The organism is Candidatus Pantoea soli (assembly GCF_007833795.1).
In the GTDB taxonomy this organism is placed as follows: Bacteria; Pseudomonadota; Gammaproteobacteria; order Enterobacterales; family Enterobacteriaceae; genus Pantoea; species Pantoea soli.
The window spans coordinates 543,566-566,374 of sequence record NZ_CP032702.1 but is presented as its reverse complement, the minus strand read 5'-3'; the positions used below and the strand labels follow the sequence as shown (position 1 = coordinate 566,374).

At 58.1% G+C, this 22,809-nt stretch carries 21 protein-coding genes, 3 tRNA genes and 1 pseudogene; 11 read left to right on the top strand and 14 right to left on the bottom strand.

The features are described from left to right. Positions 1–2: 2 nt before the first annotated feature. The 6 genes from tssK to D8B20_RS02560 form a co-directional block, all read right to left on the bottom strand. Complete coding sequence (gene tssK / locus D8B20_RS02585; RefSeq protein ID WP_145886851.1) at positions 3–1,343, bottom strand: type VI secretion system baseplate subunit TssK; 1,341 nt, start codon at positions 1,341–1,343, stop codon at positions 3–5. Between the two features lie 9 nt (positions 1,344–1,352). Then, entirely contained in the window at positions 1,353–1,850 is a 498-nt protein-coding gene (gene tssJ / locus D8B20_RS02580) for a type VI secretion system lipoprotein TssJ (RefSeq protein ID WP_145886849.1), read from the bottom strand. A 26-nt stretch (positions 1,851–1,876) separates the two neighbouring features. Next, complete coding sequence (locus tag D8B20_RS02575) at positions 1,877–2,467, bottom strand: SH3 domain-containing protein (protein ID WP_145886847.1); 591 nt, start codon at positions 2,465–2,467, stop codon at positions 1,877–1,879. Between the two features lie 863 nt (positions 2,468–3,330). Further along, positions 3,331–4,011 carry a pyrimidine 5'-nucleotidase gene (gene yjjG, locus D8B20_RS02570; protein WP_145886845.1) on the bottom strand — a complete coding sequence of 227 codons (681 nt, stop codon included), beginning with the start codon at positions 4,009–4,011 and terminating at the stop codon, positions 3,331–3,333. Between the two features lie 19 nt (positions 4,012–4,030). Next, positions 4,031–4,471, bottom strand: a complete 441-nt coding sequence (gene rimI / locus D8B20_RS02565; RefSeq protein ID WP_145886843.1) for a ribosomal protein S18-alanine N-acetyltransferase — start codon at positions 4,469–4,471, stop codon at positions 4,031–4,033. Further along, the gene (locus tag D8B20_RS02560) at positions 4,443–4,853 is read right to left on the bottom strand and encodes a DNA polymerase III subunit psi (RefSeq protein ID WP_145886841.1); all 411 of its coding nucleotides are present in this window, start codon (positions 4,851–4,853) and stop codon (positions 4,443–4,445) included. Before D8B20_RS02560 ends, rimI begins: the two co-directional genes overlap by 29 nt. 106 nt (positions 4,854–4,959) lie before the next feature. Between D8B20_RS02560 and rsmC the strand changes: the two genes are divergently transcribed. From rsmC to D8B20_RS02540, 4 genes are all read left to right on the top strand, one after another. Then, positions 4,960–5,991, top strand: a complete 1,032-nt coding sequence (gene rsmC / locus D8B20_RS02555; protein ID WP_145886839.1) for a 16S rRNA (guanine(1207)-N(2))-methyltransferase RsmC — start codon at positions 4,960–4,962, stop codon at positions 5,989–5,991. Positions 5,992–6,135: 144 nt separating this feature from the next. Continuing rightward, positions 6,136–6,222, top strand: a tRNA-Leu gene (locus D8B20_RS02550). Between the two features lie 30 nt (positions 6,223–6,252). Then, positions 6,253–6,339: transfer RNA gene (locus D8B20_RS02545), tRNA-Leu, on the top strand. Positions 6,340–6,367: 28 nt separating this feature from the next. Continuing rightward, positions 6,368–6,454: transfer RNA gene (locus D8B20_RS02540), tRNA-Leu, on the top strand. A gap of 85 nt (positions 6,455–6,539) precedes the next feature. Here the strand turns inward: D8B20_RS02540 and D8B20_RS02535 are convergent. Continuing rightward, complete coding sequence (locus D8B20_RS02535; protein WP_145886837.1) at positions 6,540–6,824, bottom strand: DUF1435 domain-containing protein; 285 nt, start codon at positions 6,822–6,824, stop codon at positions 6,540–6,542. Positions 6,825–7,051: 227 nt separating this feature from the next. On the opposite strand from D8B20_RS02535, the gene D8B20_RS02530 reads away from it, so the two are divergent. The 3 genes from D8B20_RS02530 (at position 7,052) to D8B20_RS02520 (ending at position 9,648) form a co-directional block, all read left to right on the top strand. Next, positions 7,052–8,146: a GGDEF domain-containing protein gene (locus tag D8B20_RS02530; RefSeq protein ID WP_145886835.1), complete on the top strand. Its 1,095-nt coding sequence runs from the start codon at positions 7,052–7,054 to the stop codon at positions 8,144–8,146. A 147-nt stretch (positions 8,147–8,293) separates the two neighbouring features. Further along, positions 8,294–9,088: a siderophore-iron reductase FhuF gene (gene fhuF / locus D8B20_RS02525; protein ID WP_145886833.1), complete on the top strand. Its 795-nt coding sequence runs from the start codon at positions 8,294–8,296 to the stop codon at positions 9,086–9,088. Between the two features lie 95 nt (positions 9,089–9,183). After that, positions 9,184–9,648, top strand: coding sequence for a YbaK/EbsC family protein (locus tag D8B20_RS02520; protein ID WP_145886831.1), 465 nt, complete (start codon positions 9,184–9,186; stop codon positions 9,646–9,648). Here the strand turns inward: D8B20_RS02520 and D8B20_RS02515 are convergent. The 4 genes and pseudogenes from D8B20_RS02515 to D8B20_RS02500 form a co-directional block, all read right to left on the bottom strand. Continuing rightward, on the bottom strand, positions 9,645–10,865 hold the full coding sequence (locus D8B20_RS02515) for an MFS transporter (protein WP_145886829.1): 1,221 nt from the start codon (positions 10,863–10,865) through the stop codon (positions 9,645–9,647). The genes D8B20_RS02520 and D8B20_RS02515 overlap by 4 nt on opposite strands. A gap of 215 nt (positions 10,866–11,080) precedes the next feature. Continuing rightward, on the bottom strand, positions 11,081–12,070 hold the full coding sequence (locus D8B20_RS02510; RefSeq protein ID WP_145886827.1) for a nucleoside hydrolase: 990 nt from the start codon (positions 12,068–12,070) through the stop codon (positions 11,081–11,083). Positions 12,071–12,082: 12 nt separating this feature from the next. Beyond that, positions 12,083–13,105, bottom strand: a pseudogene (locus D8B20_RS02505) (LacI family DNA-binding transcriptional regulator). A gap of 74 nt (positions 13,106–13,179) precedes the next feature. Continuing rightward, positions 13,180–14,571, bottom strand: a complete 1,392-nt coding sequence (locus D8B20_RS02500) for an MFS transporter (RefSeq protein WP_145886825.1) — start codon at positions 14,569–14,571, stop codon at positions 13,180–13,182. A gap of 561 nt (positions 14,572–15,132) precedes the next feature. Here D8B20_RS02500 and D8B20_RS02495 point away from each other — a divergent pair. Then, positions 15,133–15,687, top strand: a complete 555-nt coding sequence (locus D8B20_RS02495; RefSeq protein WP_145886824.1) for a histidine phosphatase family protein — start codon at positions 15,133–15,135, stop codon at positions 15,685–15,687. A gap of 13 nt (positions 15,688–15,700) precedes the next feature. Here D8B20_RS02495 and D8B20_RS02490 read toward each other — a convergent pair whose 3' ends face one another. Further along, positions 15,701–16,651, bottom strand: a complete 951-nt coding sequence (locus D8B20_RS02490; protein WP_145886822.1) for a beta-propeller fold lactonase family protein — start codon at positions 16,649–16,651, stop codon at positions 15,701–15,703. A 415-nt stretch (positions 16,652–17,066) separates the two neighbouring features. Here D8B20_RS02490 and D8B20_RS02485 point away from each other — a divergent pair, with 415 nt between their 5' ends. Beyond that, a complete protein-coding gene (locus D8B20_RS02485; RefSeq protein ID WP_145886821.1) occupies positions 17,067–18,086 on the top strand; it encodes a glycosyltransferase family 32 protein in 1,020 nt (339 codons plus the stop codon). Here D8B20_RS02485 and D8B20_RS02480 read toward each other — a convergent pair. Then, positions 18,060–18,983, bottom strand: coding sequence for a LysR family transcriptional regulator (locus D8B20_RS02480; RefSeq protein ID WP_145886819.1), 924 nt, complete (start codon positions 18,981–18,983; stop codon positions 18,060–18,062). The genes D8B20_RS02485 and D8B20_RS02480 overlap by 27 nt on opposite strands. 120 nt (positions 18,984–19,103) lie before the next feature. On the opposite strand from D8B20_RS02480, the gene D8B20_RS02475 reads away from it, so the two are divergent. Then, positions 19,104–19,493, top strand: a complete 390-nt coding sequence (locus D8B20_RS02475) for a tautomerase family protein (protein ID WP_145886817.1) — start codon at positions 19,104–19,106, stop codon at positions 19,491–19,493. A gap of 199 nt (positions 19,494–19,692) precedes the next feature. Beyond that, positions 19,693–21,984, top strand: a complete 2,292-nt coding sequence (gene opgB / locus D8B20_RS02470) for a phosphatidylglycerol--membrane-oligosaccharide glycerophosphotransferase (protein ID WP_261388049.1) — start codon at positions 19,693–19,695, stop codon at positions 21,982–21,984. A gap of 43 nt (positions 21,985–22,027) precedes the next feature. Here opgB and D8B20_RS02465 read toward each other — a convergent pair whose 3' ends face one another. Beyond that, the gene (locus D8B20_RS02465; RefSeq protein WP_145886813.1) at positions 22,028–22,738 is read right to left on the bottom strand and encodes a GNAT family N-acetyltransferase; all 711 of its coding nucleotides are present in this window, start codon (positions 22,736–22,738) and stop codon (positions 22,028–22,030) included. Between the last annotated feature and the right edge of the window lie 71 nt (positions 22,739–22,809).

The window sequence follows — 22,809 nt, the reverse complement described above, 5'->3', positions numbered from 1 at the left end:
GATTATTCTGACTGACTACGAATGGCCCAAAACTCCATGTTCAGGCCCGGAAACTCACCGGCCAGATGCAGCGCAAACGCTCCGGAGCGCTCCATCTCTTTCCACAGCTCGCTGTTTTTATCCAGCTCAAAGTAGCTGTAACCGGCATGCCACGGAATTTGCGGCGGTGCGCCCGGCATCGCTTTCATCGCCAGCCCGGGCAACTGCAGCTGTACCAGATCGCGAATGCGGGTTACCGGCGCAACTTTCATCTGCGCCGGGAAGTGGGTTTTCAGCGCCTCAGCAGGCACGCTGGCTTTTACTGCCAGCACAAACCAGAACTCGCGCACCATGCTGCTTTCCGGCACGGTGGCCACATTCAGCCCGTGGGAGCGCTGCGTCAGCGGCAGCTGAATAGCACTCTCTTCCATCACCTGTGACAGCCCCTGGCGCAGCAGCAGCGTCAGCCGGCTGAAACAGCCGTGCAGATCGTCATGATCGTAAAGCGGCAGGGTATCCGGCGTACGGGCCGGCATCCAGGTGCTGAGTTCTGCTGCCAGCTGCAGCCAGTGGCTGTACAGCGTTTCCGGATGCAGCAGCGGCAGGTGTTGCAGATGCGCATGCAGACCAAGCTGACGGTTCAGCAGGGCCAGCAGCATAAAATCCACCATGTCGGCGCTGTTAAAACGCCCGGTGCCCGGCGTGCGCTGGCTCAGCTGCTGGCTGCGCTGCTGAATCAGCCCGTGCAAATCGTTCAGCAGGCTTTGCAGCGGACGGCTGCCGCTAAGGCTCAGCATCGGCGGGATGTAGTCGCTATCAAGACGCACGTGGTTATCGCTGCGCTTTTCAATCACCTGCGCCACGCCCATGGCGGTCCACTCTGCGGTGAGATCCTGTTCCAGCATCAGCCGCAGTCGCAGCCTGCCAAACTGGACGGTGGCGGTGCCCACCGCCTGCGCGTTGTCATCTTCCACTTCGGCTTCCCAGGCAAGGTAGCGCGCCAGGGAGTCCTGCGCGTCCTGAAACGCTACCGCCTCGCGGCCGTTGCGGCGCGCCGGGATCGCCAGCACCACTTTGCTGCGGTCGACGTTCGCGGGCAGGTCCAGTGGCGCGGGGCCGTGCTGCGGCTGGCTGAAGGCGAAAAACGTGCCGTCGGGCAGGCAGCCACTGGCGGCACTCAGCGCCAGTTTGCCCTGACGCAGCAACGCCTCATCAAACTCCAGTTCAAAGAAGCCCCAGGTGTAGGCGCGCTGTGACTGGCCCCACTCACGCAGCGTGCTGTGCAGATAGTTTTCTGATTGCTGAAAATGATGAGGGCGTAAAAACATCCCCTCAGTCCAGACGACTTTTTCGGCTCTGTTCATAGGCATCCTTTACTGCTTCGCCACGCGAAGGCCGTTGATATCCGCCACAATGCGGGCGTTCAGCTCGCCGTCGTTGCTTTTCCAGAACTGCCAGAAGGCGCTGTTTTCACCCTCCGGGAACGGCAGTGCCAGACGCCAGACTTTGCCGTCCAGCGCCTGATACTCGGCCATAATGCCGATATAGCGCGCTTCCGGCAGACTTCTGGCATTGAGCGTTTTATCCAGCTGGCCTGCCATCAGGAAAAACTGCTGATTGTTCAGCAGCGTGCTGCCGAGGGCAGTGGCCGGCTGATTTTGCAGGGAGTAGAAATCGGCGGACATAAACTCCGCGTCTGAAGTCAGCAGCATCACCCGTACCTTGAGCGGCGCGCCGCCGTTGATCTGCGGATGCGCCTGAAAATGCAGGTTATAACGTGCAACGGCTTCCGGGCTGTGGCTGCTGCACGCGGTCAGCAGCAGTGCCAGCAACGGTAACCATGCATAACGCAGCCGTGTGAGTGTCATCATCCTTCCGCCCTCCCTGCTCCATGCGATTAATTAATGATCCAGGTGCCGCTGTTGCTGTTCTGGCAGGCTTTGCTATCGCCATCCACCGACACGCAGGTTTTCTTTTTGCTGCTGGCGCGGGCGCGACGCTTTGGCTGATCGGCTTTCAGGGTCTGATCGTACAGTTCGCTTTTCACCACGGCGCGGAACGGCACATAGCCAATCAGGCGTGCAGTAGCGGCTTGCGGTGCAGCGGTTTTGCTGTCGCTGCTTTTCGCGGCATCGTCCTGCGGCTCAGCAGCCTGCGCGGCATCGCCCAGCGCCAGCCAGTTATTCTCAACCTGACCAATCACGGTGTAGGTTTCACCGCTTTTCAGCGTATCCACGACTTTGCCGCCGAAATCAGGGCGCGTCATGATGGAAGCCGGATAAAGCGCGCGATAAGCCTCATTAACCGGTGTGAACTGCGCCGGCGGCTTCACCGCATAGCGGTGGCTGAACGTCACACCCTCCACCGTGCTGTTGACAATCGTGTCGTCGGTCATTTTCGGCGGCGCTTTACAGCCCGCCACAGCAAAAACAAACATCAGGCTCAACGCGATGCGAAGGTTCACCATTTTCTTCATGTTTAGTTCCATTAATGCCTAAAAGTGGCCGGAGGCCGGTTAACAGCACAATGAATCGCGCATACAGTTTTCACTGGCTGCGATTCAGTACCAGTAAAGAAAGCAATCGGTAAAAACCGCTGGCTGCCGCGCGCACTCTGCGCTGGAAAAATGATCAGCCTGAATTAAGTATGTCAGACGGCGTTTTTGTGACAGGGAAAATAACAAGGGGTATCTGATTTTCATGCTGAAGATCAGAAACATGATCGAATTTCTGCTAAGCGAAGCGGGTGTTGTGCGGAACAAACCAACTTTTCTTATGCCATCCCTGGTCCAAAAACTATCACGTTCAGTGAAACTGACTAATCGATTTCGATTAAGAAGATAACAGCAACAACTTACAGCATTTGCTTACAGGCGTGCTATTTATATAGATATATCAACTACATATAAAAGACTGGAAACATCATAGCTACCGCACGAGCCAGGTAAAACCTGCCCGCGAGTGCAAAATCATCATCCATTTGTTAATGCCTGACGGAAGTTTACATAACACTGACGAAATTACAACGCACCGCTAGCAGACGAAGTTAATTCAGTAAAGCTTAACAAAGATTTTTAATGCAAATATGTGTCACTTTTGCGCTACGGATTAGGAATACTCCTAAGAAATCATTAAAACCATGAAGGATTGTAAATGAGAGAGGGGTTTTCAGCCAAAATTTCATTAAAAAAAGTCATGAAAAAAATGGCACTGGTTTTTGCGCCATTAACCAGAGCAAAGCGATAATGCGCGGCGTGGTCTGATATCGGTTGGTAAAGAAAACCAGCAGCAAAAAAAACCAGCGACAGAGCGCTGGCTGGTTTTATTCACTAAAAAACAGCGTTGAGCATTGTTAAGCAGTGAGAATGGATTGCAGTGCGGGGAGGTTTTTAACCTGCCAGGTGGGCGTGATATGGGGTGGCAGCGGCCGGGTGCCGTGGTCGATCCAGCAGGTTTTCACCCCGGCATTCATTCCGCCGAGGATATCCGATTCCGGCGTATCGCCGACCATGAGCACGCGATTGCGATCCGGATTGCCCAGCAGCTGCAGCGCATGATCGAAAATGGCAGCATCCGGTTTGGGCACGCCCACCTGTTCGGAGATCACCAGTGCATCAAAGTAATCGCGGAAACCGGTGCGCTCCAGACGCGCCTGCTGCAGAGCGGTGAACCCGTTGGTAATAATGGCGATTTTGACCTTTCCTTTCAGGGCCTCCAGCAACGCTGCAGCTCCGTCGAGTGGCAGGCAGATTTCAGCCATGGCGTTCAGGAAGTCGCTGTTCAGCACTTCCGGCGCCACGCTGAGCTTTTCCCCCCACAGCGTGAAGCGGCGTGTCTGCAGCTGAACCGCAGAAATCGTGCCGTTCTGATAATCCACCCACAACGGCTTATTTACCGCCTGGTAGTCCGCATAATCCTGTTCAGTAAAGTGCACGTCGTAGCGGGTAAACATCTGCTGCAAACCAGCAAAGGCGTCAAAATGGAAAAGTGTATCGTCTGCATCAAACAGGATGCAGTCCCAGTCGTTTAACATAGTGCTCCTCGGTCAGACTCTACAGCGTTAAGGCCATGATGATGGCGTCTTCACGTCCGCTGGCGGTGGGGTAATAGTTGGGTCGTACGCTGACCTGATGAAACTCCAGCTGCTCATACAGCGCAATCGCCGCATGATTAGAGGCGCGGACCTCCAGCCAGAGCGTCATGACATCGCGCTTTTCCAGTTCGCTGATCAGATGCTGCAGCAGCTGTCGGCCATAGCCGCGCCGCTGAAAATCCGGATCGACCGCGATATTAAACAGCGAGGCTTCATCCAGCACCACCTGCGTGATGGCGAAACCGGCCAGTTTGCCGTCCGCCTGCAGGCGGTAATTCAGAAAGCGTTCACCCTGATTGCTGGCAAAGGTCTGTTCGCTCCAGGGAAACGCGTGCGCGCGGCGCTCAATCGCCAGCAGCTGCGGCTGGTCTTCAGGGGTGATGAAAGAGATGGCTGTCATGGTTACACATCTGTTGCCACAGCGCGCGTTTCGCCGCGCCGCTGCTGATCAGTTCATTGAAAACGGCGCTGGTAAGGATGACGCCGTTGAAAGGGTGGTCGCTGCTGACGCCCAGCAGCCAGCCGGCGCAATCCACCTGTTCAGGCAGCATCGGCAGCTGTTCCGGCGTCAGCGTCAGCACCTGTGCCGGCTGTATCGCCAGCGTGCGCAGGACATCACGCACCAGCGGCTCCTGCAGGTCCGGTGCATGTTCTGCCACCAGCACCAGACGCGTCTCCGGCCTGAGCGTCACCGCGATCTCCCCTTTCAGCACCCGCGGACGCCGCAGCTGGTACTGCATAATCCCCATTTGCTGCAAAAGCCAGTCGCGCCTTGTACTCATGCTATTACCCGTTATGCCGCCAGAATGCGACGCTATGCTAGCAAACCCATCGAACATGCGCCAACAAAGCACTATAATCGCCGCTCTGATTTAACAGGAGCGTTCCATGTCTGCTTTTACCCCGGCCAGCGAAGTAATTCTGCGCCACAGTGATGAATTTACCGCCCGCCATGTGCTCTTTGCTGGCGATCTGCAGGATGACCTGCCCGCCCAGCTGGAAACCGCGTCAAGCCGCGTGCATACCCAGCAGTATCATCACTGGCAGAACCTGAGCCGTCGCCTCGGTGAGCAGGCGGTTTACAGCCTGGTGGCCACAGCCGCTGACGTCGCAGGCTGCGATACCCTGGTCTATTTCTGGCCGAAGAACAAACCGGAAGCGCAGTTCCAGCTGCAAAACCTGCTCTCTCTGCTGCCCGCTGGCTGCGATATTTTTGTCGTCGGCGAGAACCGCAGCGGCGTGCGCAGCGCCGAAGGCATGCTGGAAGCCTGGGTCACGCTGGAGAAGATCGACAGCGCGCGTCGCTGCGGCCTTTATCACGGCCAGCTGGAACAGCAGCCAGCCTTCGACGCCAGCCAGTTCGGCAACACTTATCAGCTGGACGGCATGACTATCCACACCCTGCCGGGCGTGTTCAGCCGCGACGGCCTGGATATCGGCAGCGATCTGCTGCTCTCCACCCTGACGCCGCATACCAAAGGGAAAGTGCTGGATATCGGCTGCGGCAGCGGCGTGCTGGCCACCGCCCTGGCGCAGCATTCGCCTAAAGTGCGTCTGTGGCTGTGTGATGTACACGCGGCGGCAATAGAGGCGAGCAAGGCGACACTGGCGGCAAACGGACTGGAAGGCGAGGTATTCGCCAGCAACGTTTTCTCTGATGTCACCGGCCGCTTTGATCTGATTATCTCTAACCCGCCGTTCCATGAAGGGCTGCAAACCAGCCTGGAAGCAGCCAGTACGCTGATTCGTGGCGCGGTGAAGCATCTGAACAGCGGCGGTGAAATGCGTATTGTGGCGAATGCCTTCCTGCCGTATCCGCAGGTGCTGGATGAAACCTTTGGCAGCCATGAAGTGCTGGCGCAGACCGGCCGCTTCAAAGTGTACCGTGCGGTCTATGGCCGTGGCGCAAAAGCGCGCTGATTGCCCGTAATCCGGATGCGCGACGGTAAAAACGTTGCTTTTTGCAGCAGTCGTGTCACCGTCGCGAAATATGTGTTGACGCAATGAGTAAAATCTCTAAAATGCGCCTCCGTGGTTAGCAATACTGTAATGTATTGCCGGTATGCGAAGGTGGCGGAATTGGTAGACGCGCTAGCTTCAGGTGTTAGTGTCCTTACGGACGTGAGGGTTCAAGTCCCTCTCTTCGCACCATAATCACAACGTTTATATCGCGTGCACTGCGCGAAGGTGGCGGAATTGGTAGACGCGCTAGCTTCAGGTGTTAGTGTTCTTACGGACGTGAGGGTTCAAGTCCCTCTCTTCGCACCATGCGGTGATATAAACAGACAACAACGATGCGAAGGTGGCGGAATTGGTAGACGCGCTAGCTTCAGGTGTTAGTGTTCTTACGGACGTGAGGGTTCAAGTCCCTCTCTTCGCACCAATGTTGTCCTCACTTCCCGGTTACTCTTTTCCGTTTTTGCCAATGCCTTATCGCGCGCTGCGTGATTTTGTCGTTTCTGCGCTTCTCACAGCAGATGAAAGTTCATCGACACCGCCGCCAGGCCTCCCGCCAGCGCCAGGCAGGATGGCAGCAGCAGATAACGCCGCAGCCGGCGGTGAAACAGCATCACAACCGTCAGCAGCAGCGCCACGATCATTACCCCACGCCACTGGCTGAAGCCGGGTTCCCACCATGCAAACACCGGTAAAGCCGCACAGGGCAGCAGCACGCCCCAGCCGCTATCGAGTCGCTTGCCCATGCCCCAGCTCACCGCCCATAGGCCGCACGCGGCCAGCATCGCAAAGATCATCACCCAGCTCCATATGAGAAACGTTTACATTATCATATGATAATAAATCTCATTATGTAGCGCTTTTTTCTGTCAGGTCTGTCAGATGACAGAATTACTGGAAAATGCTAGATTGCCGCCGATAACGCTTTTAACAACACAGTAAAAATGTACTCACTATCCGCACGGGTCTATATTTCCTGCGGATAGCGCTTTGATATTTCAGGGCTGTCACGAGTTTAATAATAATGAAATTACAATCTTATGATGAGTTGAAACACAGCAAGTATCGGCTCTCGCTCATGCTGTTTTTGTTTTTAAATGTGGCCGTTTCGCTGTTTTGCCTGCTGCCGTTTTCAGGCCGTGCTGCGCCAGTGTATTCGCCGCCGGTGCTACTGGTGACAGGCTTTAGCGTGGCGCTGCTGTCAGGGATGATTATCACGCGCAAACAGAAACTTCCGCTGTTAAATCCTGTTGCCCTGATATTAGGGGCGCTTTGGGCGTGGCATATTGATCATCGCTATCATGAAGTTTTTTATTTCGATGGCAGCTTTTTAATTATCAGCCTGCTGAGCGTATTCTTTATCAGCGCCATCGCTCTTAGCGACTATTTGATCGCATTCTGTTTGCATATTACCCCGCCGGTTATCACCGTATTGCTGCTGGATGACGGTCAGCATTTAATGACCATCCTCTTCACGATCACGCTGCCGCTGATTGGTTTCTCGCTGCACCATCTGATGCGCCGCCGCTTTGATACCTTTACCCGTCGGCTGGTGCGCCAGCTGTATGAGGAAAAAGAGAGTTTCAGTGATTTAAGTATGCTGGACCCGCTGACCGGTCTTTATAACCGGCGCGGGCTGAAAAACCGTCTGGATACCCTTCTGGAGAACCACGCCGGCAGTCATTACGTGCTGCTGCTGGATATCGACCACTTCAAAGCCTACAACGACAATTATGGTCATGCGATGGGCGATCAGGCGCTGGCGCGGGTCTCAGTCGCGATTCGTGACGCCGTACGTTCCAGAGATGTGGTCACCCGCTACGGCGGTGAAGAGTTTCTGGTGCTGCTGACTAACGTCAACGCCTCGATGGCGATGAAACTGGCCGAGCGCATCCGGCAGCATGTGGTTGATCTGAAAATTCCGCATCGCTTCAATACGCAGGTTTCCACCCACGTGACCCTCAGTGCCGGTATTGCGCCCATTTTTGAAGATGATTTTGACCGGGCGGTGGCGAATGCTGACCGCGCGCTGTACGTGGCGAAAAATCAGGGACGCAACACGATCCTCGCCTGGGAAGCGCTGCCAAAGCTGACCCAGCCTTCCGGCAGCCTGGTGTAGCACCGCGCGGGCAGGCCGGAGAGGCTGCCCGCGGTTGCCCGCCCTGCACTTCTCTGCCCCTGCACCTATTCTCTGCTGCGATCTTGCTCAGTTAAGCGGTAACGATTATCATTTGTTTTTCGCTTCCCATTTTCATGCAGGAGCCGCATGGCTGGTATCACGCGTCAGGAACATCGCTTCAGCACCCATCCGGTGATTTTCATGCAGCGCGACCGCAGCTTAGCGGCTGCGCTGCAGGATCTGCTGCGTGAACAGCCCGACTACCTGGCAGACAATGTGAAACTGGGTCAGCCCGCGCCCGCCGCGACGCTGACGCTGGCAGAGTGGTCACAACCGGCACACTATCGCCGTCTGACGCAGCGCTACGCTGACTATCTTTATCGTAACCATCCAGAGGCGCAGCAGGAAGCGAAGCCGCTGCAGTCGCTCTGGGCGCAGTGGTATTTTGGCCTGTTGCTGCCGCCGCTGATGCTGGCACTGCTACTGGAGCCGCGCGCACTGGATTGTTCGCCCGATCGTATTCACGTTGAATTTCATGAGCACGGGCATCCCTGCGCCTTCTGGATCGATGTGCATGAAGATGAAGAGGCGCGCTATCTCGGCCCGCTGCAGCGTATCGATCGCCTGATTCAGCAGACGCTGTTGCCGGCAGTAAACGGCATGACGCAGCACGGCGACATCAATGCGAAACTCATCTGGAACAACATGGGCTTTTCGTTTTACTGGTTCCTGGGCGAGCTGAAAAACACGCTGCCGCAGCACACGGTGCTGCAGCTGGAGCAGGCGCTGTTCTTCAGCCGTACGCTGCGCGATGGCAGCGACAATCCGCTTTACCGCACCATGATTCCGCGTAACGGAGAGCTGGTGCGCCGCAGCTGCTGCCAGCGCTACCGTATCCCCGATGTGGCACGCTGCGGCAACTGCACCCTGCCGGCAGAGTAAAACCCGCGCATTCTGTTACAGATTCTCCTTTTCTCCCGTTTACAGCTTTCCTGCCTTATGGCAGCTTTTACGCACTGTTTTTACCGGAGAAAAAAATGAGCCTGGAGTCGGTACGGCACTTCTTTGCCGAACACGCACCGGATATCGACATCATCGAAATGCCGGAAAGCACCGCCACCGTTGAACGCGCCGCACGCGTCCATGGCGTTGCGCCAGGGCAGATTGCCAAAACCCTGTCGCTGAAGGTGAAAGAGAGCGTAGTGCTGATCGTCACGCGCGGTGATGCCCGGCTGGATAACCGTAAACTAAAAGCGGCACTCGGCGCGAAAGCGCGCATGCTCAGCGTGGATGAAGTTGTGAACTGGACCGGTCATCCGGTCGGCGGCGTCTGTCCGTTCGGACTGGAAAACCCGCTGACCGTGTACTGCGATGTCTCGCTGCGCAGTTTTGATGAAGTCCTGCCCGCAGCCGGTTCCGTTTACAGCGCGGTACGCATTTCGCCGCAGCGCATGGCTGAACTCACCGCGGCGAAATGGATTGATGTCTGCGAGCCGCTTTAACGCGACTCCGGCGCGGCAGCACCGGAAATTTTAATGCCGCGCGTCTCCCTGCCAAAGGCCACAAACAGGCAAATCAGCACGGCCACGCTACCGGCCACCAGCGCCATCCCCAGCCCGTAATTACCGCCGTGCGCCTCCGCAATGCGTGACTGCAGCGTGGCGTTGACGGATGCAATCAGATTTCCCAGCTGATAAACAAAGCCCGGCAGCACGGCGCGCGCGTTCGCCGGAACCAGTTCAGTGAGATAAGTGGGCACCACGCCCCATGCGCCCTGCACCATAAACTGCATCAGAAACGCCCCGATGCCGATGGCCCATGAGCCGCTGGAGAAGGCCCACAGCGGCAGCACCGGCAGCGCAAGGAAAGCCGCCAGCATGATTGCCTTTTTGCGGCCGATTCGCTCTGAAAGGGCACCAAATGTGATGCCGCCCAGCATCGCCGCAATGTTATAGCTGATGGCGATCAGGCTCACGGTGTGCGCGTCAAACTGATGCTGTACTTTCAGGAAGGTGGGATAGAGATCCTGCGTGCCGTGACTGAAAAAGTTAAAGCAGGCCATCAGCAGCACCATATAAATGCAGATTCGCCAGTGCTGGCGGATGATCGGCAGCAGCGCGTTGCTCTCTTTACGCTCGCGGGCGGCCAGCCATACCGGCGATTCCGGCACCTTAAACCAGATAAACGGCAGCAGCAGAATCGGGCAGGCACCAATCAGGAACATGCCGCGCCAGCCCACCATCTCAAAGAACAGCCCGAAAATTACCGAAGCCAGCAGATAGCCGCACGGATAGCCCGCCTGGAAAATGCCGGACATCAACCCGCGCGAGCGGTCCGGAATGGTCTCCATCGCCAGCGACGAGGCAACGCCCCAGATGCCCCCCATCGCCACACCGTAAATCACGCGGAAGGTCAGAAATGCCGTAAAGCTGGGTGACCACGCGGACAACAGCTCAAACAGCGAAAACATCACGATATTCAGCATCAGAATCGGCCGGCGGCCATATTTCTCCGCCAGGCGGCCAAACAGCAGCGCGCCAATCGGCCGCACCGCCAGCGTCAGCATAATGGCCACGGAAACGTCGGTGACGCTGGTGTTGAAGTAATGCGCCAGATCGCTCAGCACAAAAACCAGAATGAAAAAGTCGAAGGCATCCAGCGTCCAGCTGGCGAAGCTGGCAAAAGCCACGTTGCGCTGGGTCGCAGTCCAGTTAAACATAGGCGTATCCTGTCTGATGGCGTCCGGCTGTGCGCCGGCGGCAAGGGAAACGTTATCCAGCGAATGGTTGCACTGGTTATTATTGTGTTAACTGTTTGTATATAGCATGGCAGAAAGGCGCAGCGCGGCGGGGAATTGTCAGCGAGTGCTTCGCGATGTAAGCAGCCGTGTCGGCGGGCGTCACAGGGCCGCGGTAAATGGCCCTGTGACGGTAATCAGCGCGGGGAAGGCAGGTCGTTAAATGCCTGCTCGATCAGCGCCAGCAGCAGCGTATTGTTCACGTTTTGCATCACGTGTACCAGCGCTCCGCTGTCCGGCGGTACGCCAATATCCAGCCGCAACGGCGTGCGATAGCGCCAGCTTTTACCGCGCGTGGCACCGGGACGCAGTTCAATATCAACGTGATAATCCACCCCCTCGGCAACGTGCTGATTCAGCAGCCAGGCGACCACCAGCGCATCATGGATCCAGCAGCCCGGCAGATGGCGGGTACGCATCGCATAATCGATCCACGGGCGCAGCGTTTCACGCACAAACTGCGTCAGCGGGTGGTCGCGCGCGGTGAGCCGCGTCAGATCCTGATGCGTCAGCAGCGTCTGCGTGGTGGCATCCATCGGCACCAGGGTGATGGTTGCTCCGCTGTGCAGCACCTGATGCGCGGCTTCCGGATCGAGGCCGAAATTGGTGTCTTTGATGTAATCATCCAGCGCAAACACGCCGCCCATAATCACGATCTCCGCCACCGCATCCGCCATGGCCGGATAGCGCTGCAGCGCCTGCGCCACGTTGGTCAGCGGACCCAGCGCCACCAGCGTAAACTCACCGGGATTATCGCAAATCAGCTGGCCCATTACGCCGGCGGCATCGTTGCCATCGGCGGCAATCACCTGCGGCTTACGTACGCCCTGCCACAACCCTTTCAGGCTGTCATCGGCGATATGATCCAGCCGTGCCCGCCACGGCGTCGGGTCTTCCCGCAGCGCCTGCAGTGCGCCCTGCACCACCGGAATCGTCAGCCCCAGCCGCTGCAGCAGGTCTTTGGCAACCTGTGCACCGATGGCGCTCGGCGTGTTTCCGCTGACGGTGGTAATCAACTCCACCGACAGCGATTTTGCGGCTAACGCCAGCGCCAGCGCGAGGCCGTCGTCAGTGTTTGCCCCGGCAATACCGTTTCCCGGATCGCAATCAATAATTAGTCTTTTCATATTGTTATAAGGTTATTTTTGTTGATGCGGCTGGCAACCGCAGGACTCACCGATCTCCAGATAGTGAGGAAATTCAGCCAGTTTTGCCTCGCCGTCCCAGCTTTTCAGCATAGCAATGGCGCTGCGGGCCATGTCGCGCAGCGGCTGACGCACTGTGGTCAGCCTCGGCACATGAAACGCCGCCTGATCGGTGCCGTTAAAACAGACCAGCGCCACATCCTGCGGCACGCGCAGCCCATGCTCCGCCAGCGCGCGCAGAGAGCCGATTGCCTGCCCTTCGTTACTGGCAAACAGCGCGCGCGGCAGGCGCTGGCTGGCAATCATCTGTTTTGTCGCCTCGTAGCCGCCCTGACGCGTGTAATTCGCCGGGAAGATCAGCGTGTCATCAACCGTCAGCCGCTGATCGGTCATGGCGTCACGCCAGCCCTGAATACGATCCTACGCGTTCAGCATGTCCAGCGGTCCGCTGATCATGCCGACCTGCTGGTAGCCGTGGCTGAGCAGATGGGCGGTCACCTGGCGCGCCGCCTCGCGCTCATTGACGCGCAGCATGCTGACGCCGGGACGCGGTTCAATGCGGTCCAGCATCACCAGCGGCGTTCCGCTGGCCTGGATAACATCAATGTAAGGGTGGCGATCAACGCTGGTGTAAAACAGGCCATCGACCTGCCGGTTAAGCAGCCCCTGAATCAGCTCCAGCTCGCGCTGGCGATCGTCGCCGGCATCGCCCAGCAGCATGACGTGGCCGTGATTAAGCGACTCCTGCAGCAGCATGTGGGCCATCGCGGCCACGAAGGGGTTGGCAATGTTGGGCACCACCAGACCAAAGGTTTTTGTGCTGCCCGAGGCCAGCGCGCGCGCCACCGCGTTCGGACGGTAGCCGGTTTGCCTGATCGCCTCCAGCACGCGCTGACGCGTGGCTTCTGCCACCGGGCGCGGGCCGTTATTAATGACATAACTCACCACCGCAACCGAGGTTCCGGCGGCTTTGGCTACATCGCTGCGTGTGACATTTCCATTCGGAGATTTCGCCAATGTTGCCTCTTTTTACGTGCCGCTGGCCGGAAGAACCGGCCAGCGTGGAAAGTTGTCTGCCTCCGCCGTGTGCGTCAGACGGCGTCCTCCGGCAGATTGAGATCGCGTCCCCGCGTTTCCGGTGCCACGAAGGTGGTGAGAAAACCGATGGTCGCCATGGCCGAGAAATAGACCGCAATCGCCCACCAGTGCCCGGTAAACGACAGCAGTGCCGCCGCCACTAACGGCGCGGTGCCTCCGGAAAGAATAGACCCCAGCTCTTTGGCGACGGCCATTTTGGTGTAACGGTGTTTTACGCCGAACATCTCAACGCCCCACGCCGCCTGCACGCCGAAGATGCCCAGCGACGCCAGCGCCATGCCCACGACCATCACCGGAATGACAATGGCCGGCTCACGGCTGTCCATCAGGCTGAACGCCGGCCAGGCGTAGATCATCAGCAGCAGGCAGAAACCGCGATAGGTAATGCGACGTCCAAAGCGGTCGGACAGCCAGCCGGCCAGCGGAATGATCAGAAAGCCCAGCAGCGAAGCGATAAACACCGCGGTGGTCGGCACTGATTTATCCAGCATCAGTACTTTGGCGACATAGCCCACGATAAAGCCCTGCGCCAGATAGGAAGGGCCGTTTTCGCCGATGCGCAGGCCCACCATGGTCCAGAACGCGCGGCTGCGCTGCCAGACGCTGCGGGTATCGCTGGCCGTCGCCGCCTGGGCCAGCGTGGCGTGGCGCTCAGCCTGCAGAGCCGCCTGCTGGCGTTCAAATACCGGCGTTTCACGCAGATGACGACGGATCCACAACGCCACCAGCGCAATCAGCACGCTGCTGAGAAACGGAATGCGCCAGCCCCACTCCAGCAGCGCCTGCTTGTCCATCTGGATCACCGCCAGCCATACCAGTGAGGCAATCAGCGTGCCGCTGTTAGAGCCAAGCGCAATCACCGACGAGACCAGCCCGCGGCGCGCTACCGGCGCGTATTCGCCCAGCATCACGGTGCCGCCGGAGAGCTCTGCGCCGGCGCCCAGCCCCTGCGTGAAACGCAGCAGCACCAGGCAGGCAGGTGCCCAGACGCCGATAGTGGCATACGAGGGAATCAGCCCGATGAGCGTGGTGGACGCGCCCATCAGAATAATGGTGCTGATCATCACCACCCGGCGGCCTTTACGGTCACCGATCCAGCCAAACAGCAGCGCACCAATCGGCCGGGCAATAAACCCGACAGACCAGGTAGCGAAACTGGAAAGCAGCGCCATGGCCGGCGTGGCCTCGGGAAAGAATACATCGCCAAAGATAATGCCTGCGGCCAGGCCATACAGCGCAAAATCCGCGTATTCCATCGCGGTGCCAAGCCAGCAGGAGAAGGTGGCGCGCCAGAAATCTTTGCGCCCGGAGGGGGTGTCCAGCCGCTCATCGGCGGCTGAGGATAGAGGCGTAGCGTGTTGCGGAACGGAGTGATCTACCGTCATAACCATTTCCCTGAATGAGGTGAAAACAGTAAACGCCCATCCGTGGGTCGGTTCCCTTGCAACAAGCGGAACTCCCCGGTGGCGACGTTTGTGGGCTTACCTGGATGAAAGGTCAGTAATGAATTCCCTGGTGTTGGAATTCGTCTCTTTGCCTGATTTCGCCGATGTTATGGTCATCGGTCGCATTAGCAGTGCAAATGTAACTGGGTCATCTCAAGGCCACGTCGTCTCTGGCACCGTGAGTTTTCACTGTGGACACAGTGTATCTACGCGCGTAGATAAATCAAGCGATCGCAGTGAAAATTATTAATTTATCTTCACTATAACTCAGGGTTAGCAGGAAAAACTGACGTTAATTCATGAGATTAGGTATGCTCTGCTTTGCCGAAAAAAACATCTCTGGCACCGCAATACAGCTGTACTGCTTATCATTGAGCGCAGACTAACTGACCATTCACGCGTCGTTTTTCGCATACTTCGGTGAAGTTTTGATGACATATCCGCACTATGCTTAGCGTGAATGTTCGCTGCGGCAGCTCAACCCTACCTTGCAGGAGTGTTATGACCATCATCCTTATGCGCCACGGCAAGCCGGACCATCCGGCCACCGGCCGCGTCAGCGCCCGGGCGCTGGCAGAGTGGTGCGCCGCCTACGATCGCGCCGTTATCTGTGATGTCCCGCCGCCGCGCAGCCGGGCAATCGCACATCAGGCCAGTGTAGTGGCCACCAGTCCTTTGCCGCGAGCCCGCGCCTCCGTGACGCGCCTCGGGCTGCAGGCGGATACGGTGGACGCGGTATTTCAGGAGGTGGCGCTCCCGCTGCTGCCGCATGCACGTCCGCAGCTGCCGCTGACCCTGTGGCTGGCGCTGTTACGGCTGCTGTGGCTGTGCGGCTATGCCGGACAGGTGGAATCGGTGCAGCATGCGCGCGCCCGCGCCTGCCGGGCGGCTGACCGGCTGGTGGCGCTGTCGCAGCACGGCACCGTACTGCTGCTGGGGCATGGCATCATGAATAAACTGATCGCGCGCGAACTGCGCCGGCGCGGCTGGCAGGCAGAAAAACACGCCAGCAGCCGCCACTGGAGCAGCGCCATCTATCACCGCCCGTTTATCTGACGCGCGGCCGGCGTTAACGCAGCTCGAAATAACTCAGCACTTCACAGCCGGTGCCCGCCTGCGGTGTGGCAATCACCTTCATCTGCGCCAGGTCGATCAGGCTCAGCGAGCCATCGCCTTCATTGGCAATCAGCAGGCTGCGGTTATCGGCGCTGAAGCAGCCATCCATCGGCCGGTGGCCCACCGCAATGTCGCCCAGCGGATTCAGCAGATCGTCAAACAGCGTCACCACGGGCTCCTGATCGCCTATCGCTACCAGCCGATCGCCGCTGGCGCTGAAGCGCACCACCTGGCAAGGCTTCTGGTGGCCGGGCAGCGTGATGCGCTGGCGAATGCGGTGACTCTGGCGATCCACCACATACAGCAGCGGGGCATCTGCCGCGCTGGTTACCAGATACGGGTGCTTTGGCGAGGCGGCGATGCCGGCAATTGGCCCCGGCAGCAGAATATTATCGATAATGCGGCCTTCGGCCTCACACAGATCCACCACCGTGATGCTGGCATCCTCCTCATTTTCCGTAAACAGTTTGCGCCCGCTGGGGGAAAGCGTCAGCCGGTGAGCGTTATGCGAGGGCAACGCAATCTGCTTCTCCAGCGTATCGGTGAGCGGATCAATCACCGCCACCGCCGCGCTGTTTTCACAACAGAGATACACTTTACCGTCACGTCCCAGCTGGCCGCTGTGCGGCGCGCGCAGCGGTGACAGATCGATAAATCCCTTAATGGTGCGCTGGCGTAAATCAATCACGGCAATCTTATGGCCGGGATGGGGATTGTCACCGTGTACGCCATCGCCATAAATCGGCACATAGGCTTTTTCCAGCGCGGGCAGCATCAGGAGTTCATGCGGGCGCGGCGGCAGTGCATTCAGCTCCTGCTCAACGGCAAAGCTATCGGGATTGAGAAACAGGACGCGGTTGCCCTGCTTATCAACCGCCAGTAATCCACGCTTGTGGTGCGGCATAGTGCCTCCTTGGGTGGTTTATCTGGTTTAAGCGTAGCTAAATCACCCCATCCGTGAGAACTCTGCCGCCAGGCCAGCGAAAAATACAGCGCGCGTAATCTGTGCGGCAGCACAGGTTTTTAATCCGTGCCGCCGCCGGTGTGCCTGCGCCGGTATTTTATTAGGAATAATCCTGGTGCGCGTAAAATAAAAAACGCAGGACCGATAAATTTATTTATCCGGAAACTTTTTCAGCGCGGCACCGGCTTTTTCCGGTTTATCTGAAAGCGCAAGAAAGTATTCGCCTTACTGCCGTAAATGCTTTATTAAGCAGTGGCAGGACGTTTTACACACAGCCGTCAGGACAAAGAAGCGCGCGTCAGCCGCCAGCATCAGGGAACCCTTGCTTCCCATAATCACAATAATCAGGTGCATCATGAACAAACAACGTCTCCAGCCAGCGCGCCGGCTCTGGCAGCACTGGAAAAGAATTGCCTTTACCAGCCAGACATTTTTTCATAAAAAACAGCATAATGCGCTCTGCGCGCCGGAATATGACCCCAGCGAAGAGGACAATATCGTGTTGTTTTCTGGCGAAAAGGCACTGCCCGAGATCCCGCGTCAGGTCTGGATGTACTGGGAGGATGAATATTTACCGAAATCGCTGCAGTTAAATATTGAAAAAATACGCCGGGATAATCCAGACCATCGCGTTCATTTATTAAATCGCGTCACGGTAAAAGAAGTACTGCCGGATTTTATTTTCACTTCTGTGCAATTAAGCGCGCAGCAAAAAAGTGAAGTCATTCGGCTGGAGTTATTATTGCGCTATGGCGGTATTGCCATTGATTGCAGCACGCTGTTATTTGAAGATCTCAGCTGGGTGCACCAGACGCATCAGGCGCGCGGGATGGACGTAATTGGCTATTATCGCGAAAACGCTACGGCAAATTATCTCAGCCCGGTGATTGAAAACTGGTTTATTGCCGCCGCGCCCAACAATCCGTTTATCCGCGAGTGGCAGAAGCAATATGCCCCGGTGAAACACCTTGGTGAGCAAAACTACTTCAGCGAGCTGTCGAAGCGCGACGATTTTGCCCTGCTGCAGCAGAAAATGACAGAGCCACAGCAACAGCTGGGCTCGCTGGCGCAGCAGGCCGCGATGCGCGAATACCGCCGCGTTAACCTCTATCTGCGCAAGTGTGAAGCCAATGCCTATTACTATCAGCGGCTGAGCAACTGGCAAAGCGAAGCGTTTGCACGCGCCGTGCTGTTTCACCAGCGGCCCCACACGCCACCGCCGGTGATCAAGCTGAGCGGCAATGAACAATTGCATCTCGACTTTAACCTGCGGCTGGGGCACTACAACCGCAGCAGCCTGCTGGGCATGCTGATGCAGCCGCTGGCGCCGCTCAGCGCACCGCTGGCCTCATCCATCAGCAAAGCGCGCGCGTAGCCAGTGAATAAAGGTGGTGACGGCGCGCGGTATCTGCGCGGCATACGGGCGCACCACCCACAGGCGGTCGGCAAAGGCATCGACCGCCTGCCACTGCGGCAGAACCTCCTGCAGGCTGCCGCTGGCCAGCGCAGCGCGCGCGCTGAAATCCGGCAGCATCGCAATGCCCAGCCCCTGCAGCGCGGCATCGCGGATCGACTCGCTGTTGTTGGTGGCAAAATTACCCTGAATTTTTACCTGCACGGTTTCACTGTCGCTGCTGATCAGCCGGAAGCGCCACTGCGGTGACTCCAGCCCGCGCGGGTAGTAAAGACAGTTGTGCTGCTGCAGCGCCTGCGGCGTCTGCGGCAGACCGTTACGCGCCAGATAGTCGGGCGAGGCCACCAGCAGCGCCCGCGTTTCACACAGCGGCAGCGCGACGTGGGTTTCCGGCAGCGTCTGGCTGTGGCGGATGGCCAGATCAAAGCCTTCACTGCCCAGCGATACCAGCCGGTCAGTGACGTTGAGCTGCAGGCGCACCTGCGGATATTCACGCAGAAAATCGCCGACGATCGGCACCAGCTGCTGGCGGGCAAAGGCCACCGGCGCGCTGACCCGCACCAGACCGCGTACCGGCCCGGCTTCATCGCGTACGCTGAAAAAGCTTTGCGCAATGCGGGCAAAAGGTTCACGCAGCTCATCCACCAGCTTTTCACCGGCCGATGTCAGCCGCACGCTGCGGGTGGTGCGCTGCACCAGCGCCACGCCCGCCATCTCTTCCAGTTCCTTAATTTTCTGGCTCATTGCCGCTTTGCTGACATCCAGCCGTTCAGCGGCACGGGTGAAACTGCCCAGTTCTGCCAGCACCGTAAGCCAGTGCAAATGCACCCAGAGGGCATCAGTTTTTATGTCTTTCATCAGGATTGTTCAAAATAATAAATAATCATTTTTTTCAGCGCGCTTTTTCTTTCCGGCAGCAAGCGGCAGCATGGTGCTTCATCCTACTCTTTCCATCCGTACAAAAACGAGGGTTAATTTATGCCGCTGCTGACATTTGACGTAATTCAGGGCCGTTCAGAATCAGAGATTCGCACCTTACTGGATGCCGCCCATCGTGCCGTATTAACGGCGTTTAAGGTTCCGCCGCGCGACCGTTATCAGATTGTTCATGAAAATAAAAGCTATCAGATGGTCTTTCAGGACACCGGCCTTGGCTTTGAGCGCAGCGATAAGCTGGTGATGGTCCGGGTCTATACCAGCCCGCGCAGCGAGGCGCAGAAGACGCTGTTTATGGCAGAACTGGCGCGTGAGCTGCAGGAAAACTGCGGCGTAGGCGGCAATGATTTAATGATCAGTTTTATTACCAACAGCAAAGGTGACTGGAGCTTTGCCGATGGCGAAGTGCAATACCTGACCGGCAGACTGTAACGGCTCCGCCCTTTCCTGCGGGTTGCTGCCAGTCCGGACTGGAGGCCGCCTGCACTGCCCTTCGACGATCCGCAATGCATCGCACAAATCTGGCGGGATAGGTTGCAGCGCTGTGACAGCCAATATAGATTGACGCAAAACCCCCGCAGAGGGCCGCTGGCGCAGGGACCGCGTTGTCATCTATTGTGAGGATCTGCCGTTGGAGTTGCTGTCGTTAGTGCTCTTTCTGGCTGCAATTGCAGTCTATTCATGTAAAGCCGGGCGAAACACCTTTTGGTTCATCCTGATTCTGCTGCTGCTGACGCTGTTTATCGTGCTCAACGCCACGCTGTTCGCCAGTAACTATTTTACCGGCGAGGGGATCAATGATGCGGTGCTCTATACCCTGACCAACAGCCTGACCGGTGCCGGCGTCAGTAAATACGTGGTGCCGGCAATTGGCCTGATCACCGCGCTGTTCCTGCTGTTCTGCTTTCTCTCCTGGCTGCTGCGCCGCCGGCGCCGGCCCCATCACCTGGGCTGGAGCCTGCTGGCCATCGCCTGCGCAGCCGGTTCGGTGCAAACCACCCCGGCTTTTCGCCAGGTGAAAGATCTGCTTGCCTCGCATACGCGGCTGGCGGATTCGGATTTCGAAAGCTGGTACAAAGTGCCCGGGAAGCGCATTGCCCAGCCGAAGCTGAACCTGGTGTATATCTACGGGGAAAGTCTGGAGCGGACCTATTTTGATACGCAGGCGTTCCCTGGCCTGGCACCGGAACTGAATCAGGAAAAAGCGCAGAGCATGGATTTCAGCAACACCGAACAGCTGCCCGGTACGGATTACACCATTGCCGGGATGGTGGCTTCGCAGTGCGGTATTCCGCTGTTTGCCCCGTTCGATGGTAATGCCTCGGCTTCGCTCTCCAGTTTCTATCCGCAGACGCTCTGCCTGGGTGACATCCTGAAAAACTCCGGTTACGAGAACTGGTTTATTCAGGGGGCCGATCTGCGTTTCGCCGGCAAGGACACCTTTCTGCTGTCGCACGGCTTTAACCCGGAAAACCTGTATGGTTCGCAGGAGCTGAAAAGCCGCGTCGCCGATCCCGCCTACCGCAACAACTGGGGCTATTACGACGATACGGTGATGGACGAGGTGTTTAAACAGTACGAAGCGCTGTCGCGCCAGCAAAAACGCTTTGCCCTGTTTACCCTGACGGTGGATACCCATCATCCGGATGGATTTATCTCGCGCAGCTGCCAGCGCAAAAGCTACAGCTATGCCGGCAAACCCAACCAGTCTTTCAGCGCGGTGGCCTGCTCGCAGGAGCACGTGGCGCGGCTGATTGCCCGCATTAAGGCCTCGCCATGGTTTAAAAATACCGTGATTGTGGTCAGCTCCGATCACCTTGCCATGAACAACACCGCGCACCCGTATCTGATTAAACTGCCGCGACGCGATCTGTTTATGATCATTCGCGGCGATCAGCCGCAGGCGGAGGTGCTGGACGGCCGGCGCAGCACGCTGGATAACGGCGCCACCGTGCTGGACCTGCTGGGTGGCGATAAGGCGCTCGGCCTGGGCCGCAGCAGCCTTTCTTCTGCCTCCCTCTCCAGCCAGTTTGATGACATGGCGAAGAAGATCACCGCCTGGAAAGCCGACATCATTCAGCTGTGGAACTTCCCGGACAAAATGGACAGTTTCACCATCGATCAGCCGAAGAACACCTTCAGCTTCTCCGGTGCCACCTTTAAGCTGCCGATTCTGTTCCGCATCGGGGATAAGCAGGTGGAACCGCTGCCGGAAGGCGAATATGCCGCCCCGCTGCGTTACCAGCTGGCCGACTTCGCCGCCAGCGATAAGTTTGTCTGGGTCGATCGCTGCTTCAAAATGGGCCGGCTGTGGCAGCCGCAGCTGGCGCTCTCTACCGATCTTTGCCTGGCGATGGGCCAGACCGGCGGCCATCCGCAGGTGACGCGCATTGATAAGCCGGTGTGGCAGGGTAAAGCGCAGTTCCCGCCGCAGACGGTCAGCGCCGCCACCTATGCGCTCACTACTCAGCAAATGCGGGTGGAAGACAACGCCATTCGCTACCGTGCCGACAGCTTTTTGCTGACGCTGCCCGGCGCGCCGCAGAGCGTGAAGCAGTTCAGCGGCATTTCGCGGCCGGAAAGCTGGGGACGCTGGTCAAACGCCAACCTCGCCCCGGCCGTGAACATTGAGTATGTCGACCCGCTGCCCGCCCGTTTTGACCTGGTGATTACCGCGCGCGCCTTTGGTGCCAACGCGCACCGCCCGATCCCGGTCCGGGTGGGCGATCAGGAACAGCTGCTCCAGCTGAGCGACGATTTCTCGACGACCACGCTGCACTTCACCAACCCGGGCGGCAGTCATCAGCTGATCATTACGCCGCCGGAACCACAGCTGACCAACGTCGGCAACATCCCTGGCCAGGATCCACGCAAGCTGGGGATCGGCATGGTGGAGATCAAAGTCATCCCGCAGGCGCAGTAATCATTGCTATGCAGGCAGGCCGGGCACGAGGCCCGGCGCCTGCTCAGGCCTCGCGCAATGCCTGCAGCCGACTGCGCTGGGTGCCATCAGGAGAAAAGTTATCGGTCGCCAGCCAGCGCTCAAAGCCCTGTTTCAGCTGCGGCCATTCGCTGTCGATCACAGCGTACCAGCAGGTATCGCGGCTGCGCCCTTTGTACACCAGCGCCTGCCGGAACGTGCCCTCATACTGAAATCCCAGCCGCAGCGCCGCCTGGCGCGACGGCTGATTGCAGCTGTCGCACTTCCACTCGTAGCGGCGATAGCCAAGCGTGTCAAAGGCGTAACGCATCAGCAGATAGTGCGCTTCGGTTGCCATGCGCGTTTGCTTCAGCTGCGGCGAAAATATCACAAACCCCACTTCCATCACGCCATGCTGCGGCTCAATGCGCATCAGCGCCAGCGTGCCCACGGCCCGCCCGGTCTGCAGGTCTATCACCGCGAAGTGCAGATACGCCGGGTTGTGCTGGCAGTCACGGGCGAAGGCCAGATAGTCCGCTTCGTGGCAGAAGCGCGTGACCGGCAGCCACGTCCAGTCGCGATCGTCGGGGGCGCTGGCGTAGGCGGCAAACAGCTCGCGGCCGTGACGCGCCGCATCCAGCGGTTCAAGACGGCAATACTGACCGCTGAGAACGACCGCCTGCGGTTGCGGGCGGGGTTGCCAGTCAGGCAGTGCCGCACCCAGTGGCTGTCCATAGAGGTTGGTTGGCTGTGACACAGGGCACTCCTTTTGTGAGGGATCGTGCCAGACAGCGTGCCACGAGAGCGGCCGGTGCAAAAGCACCTGCC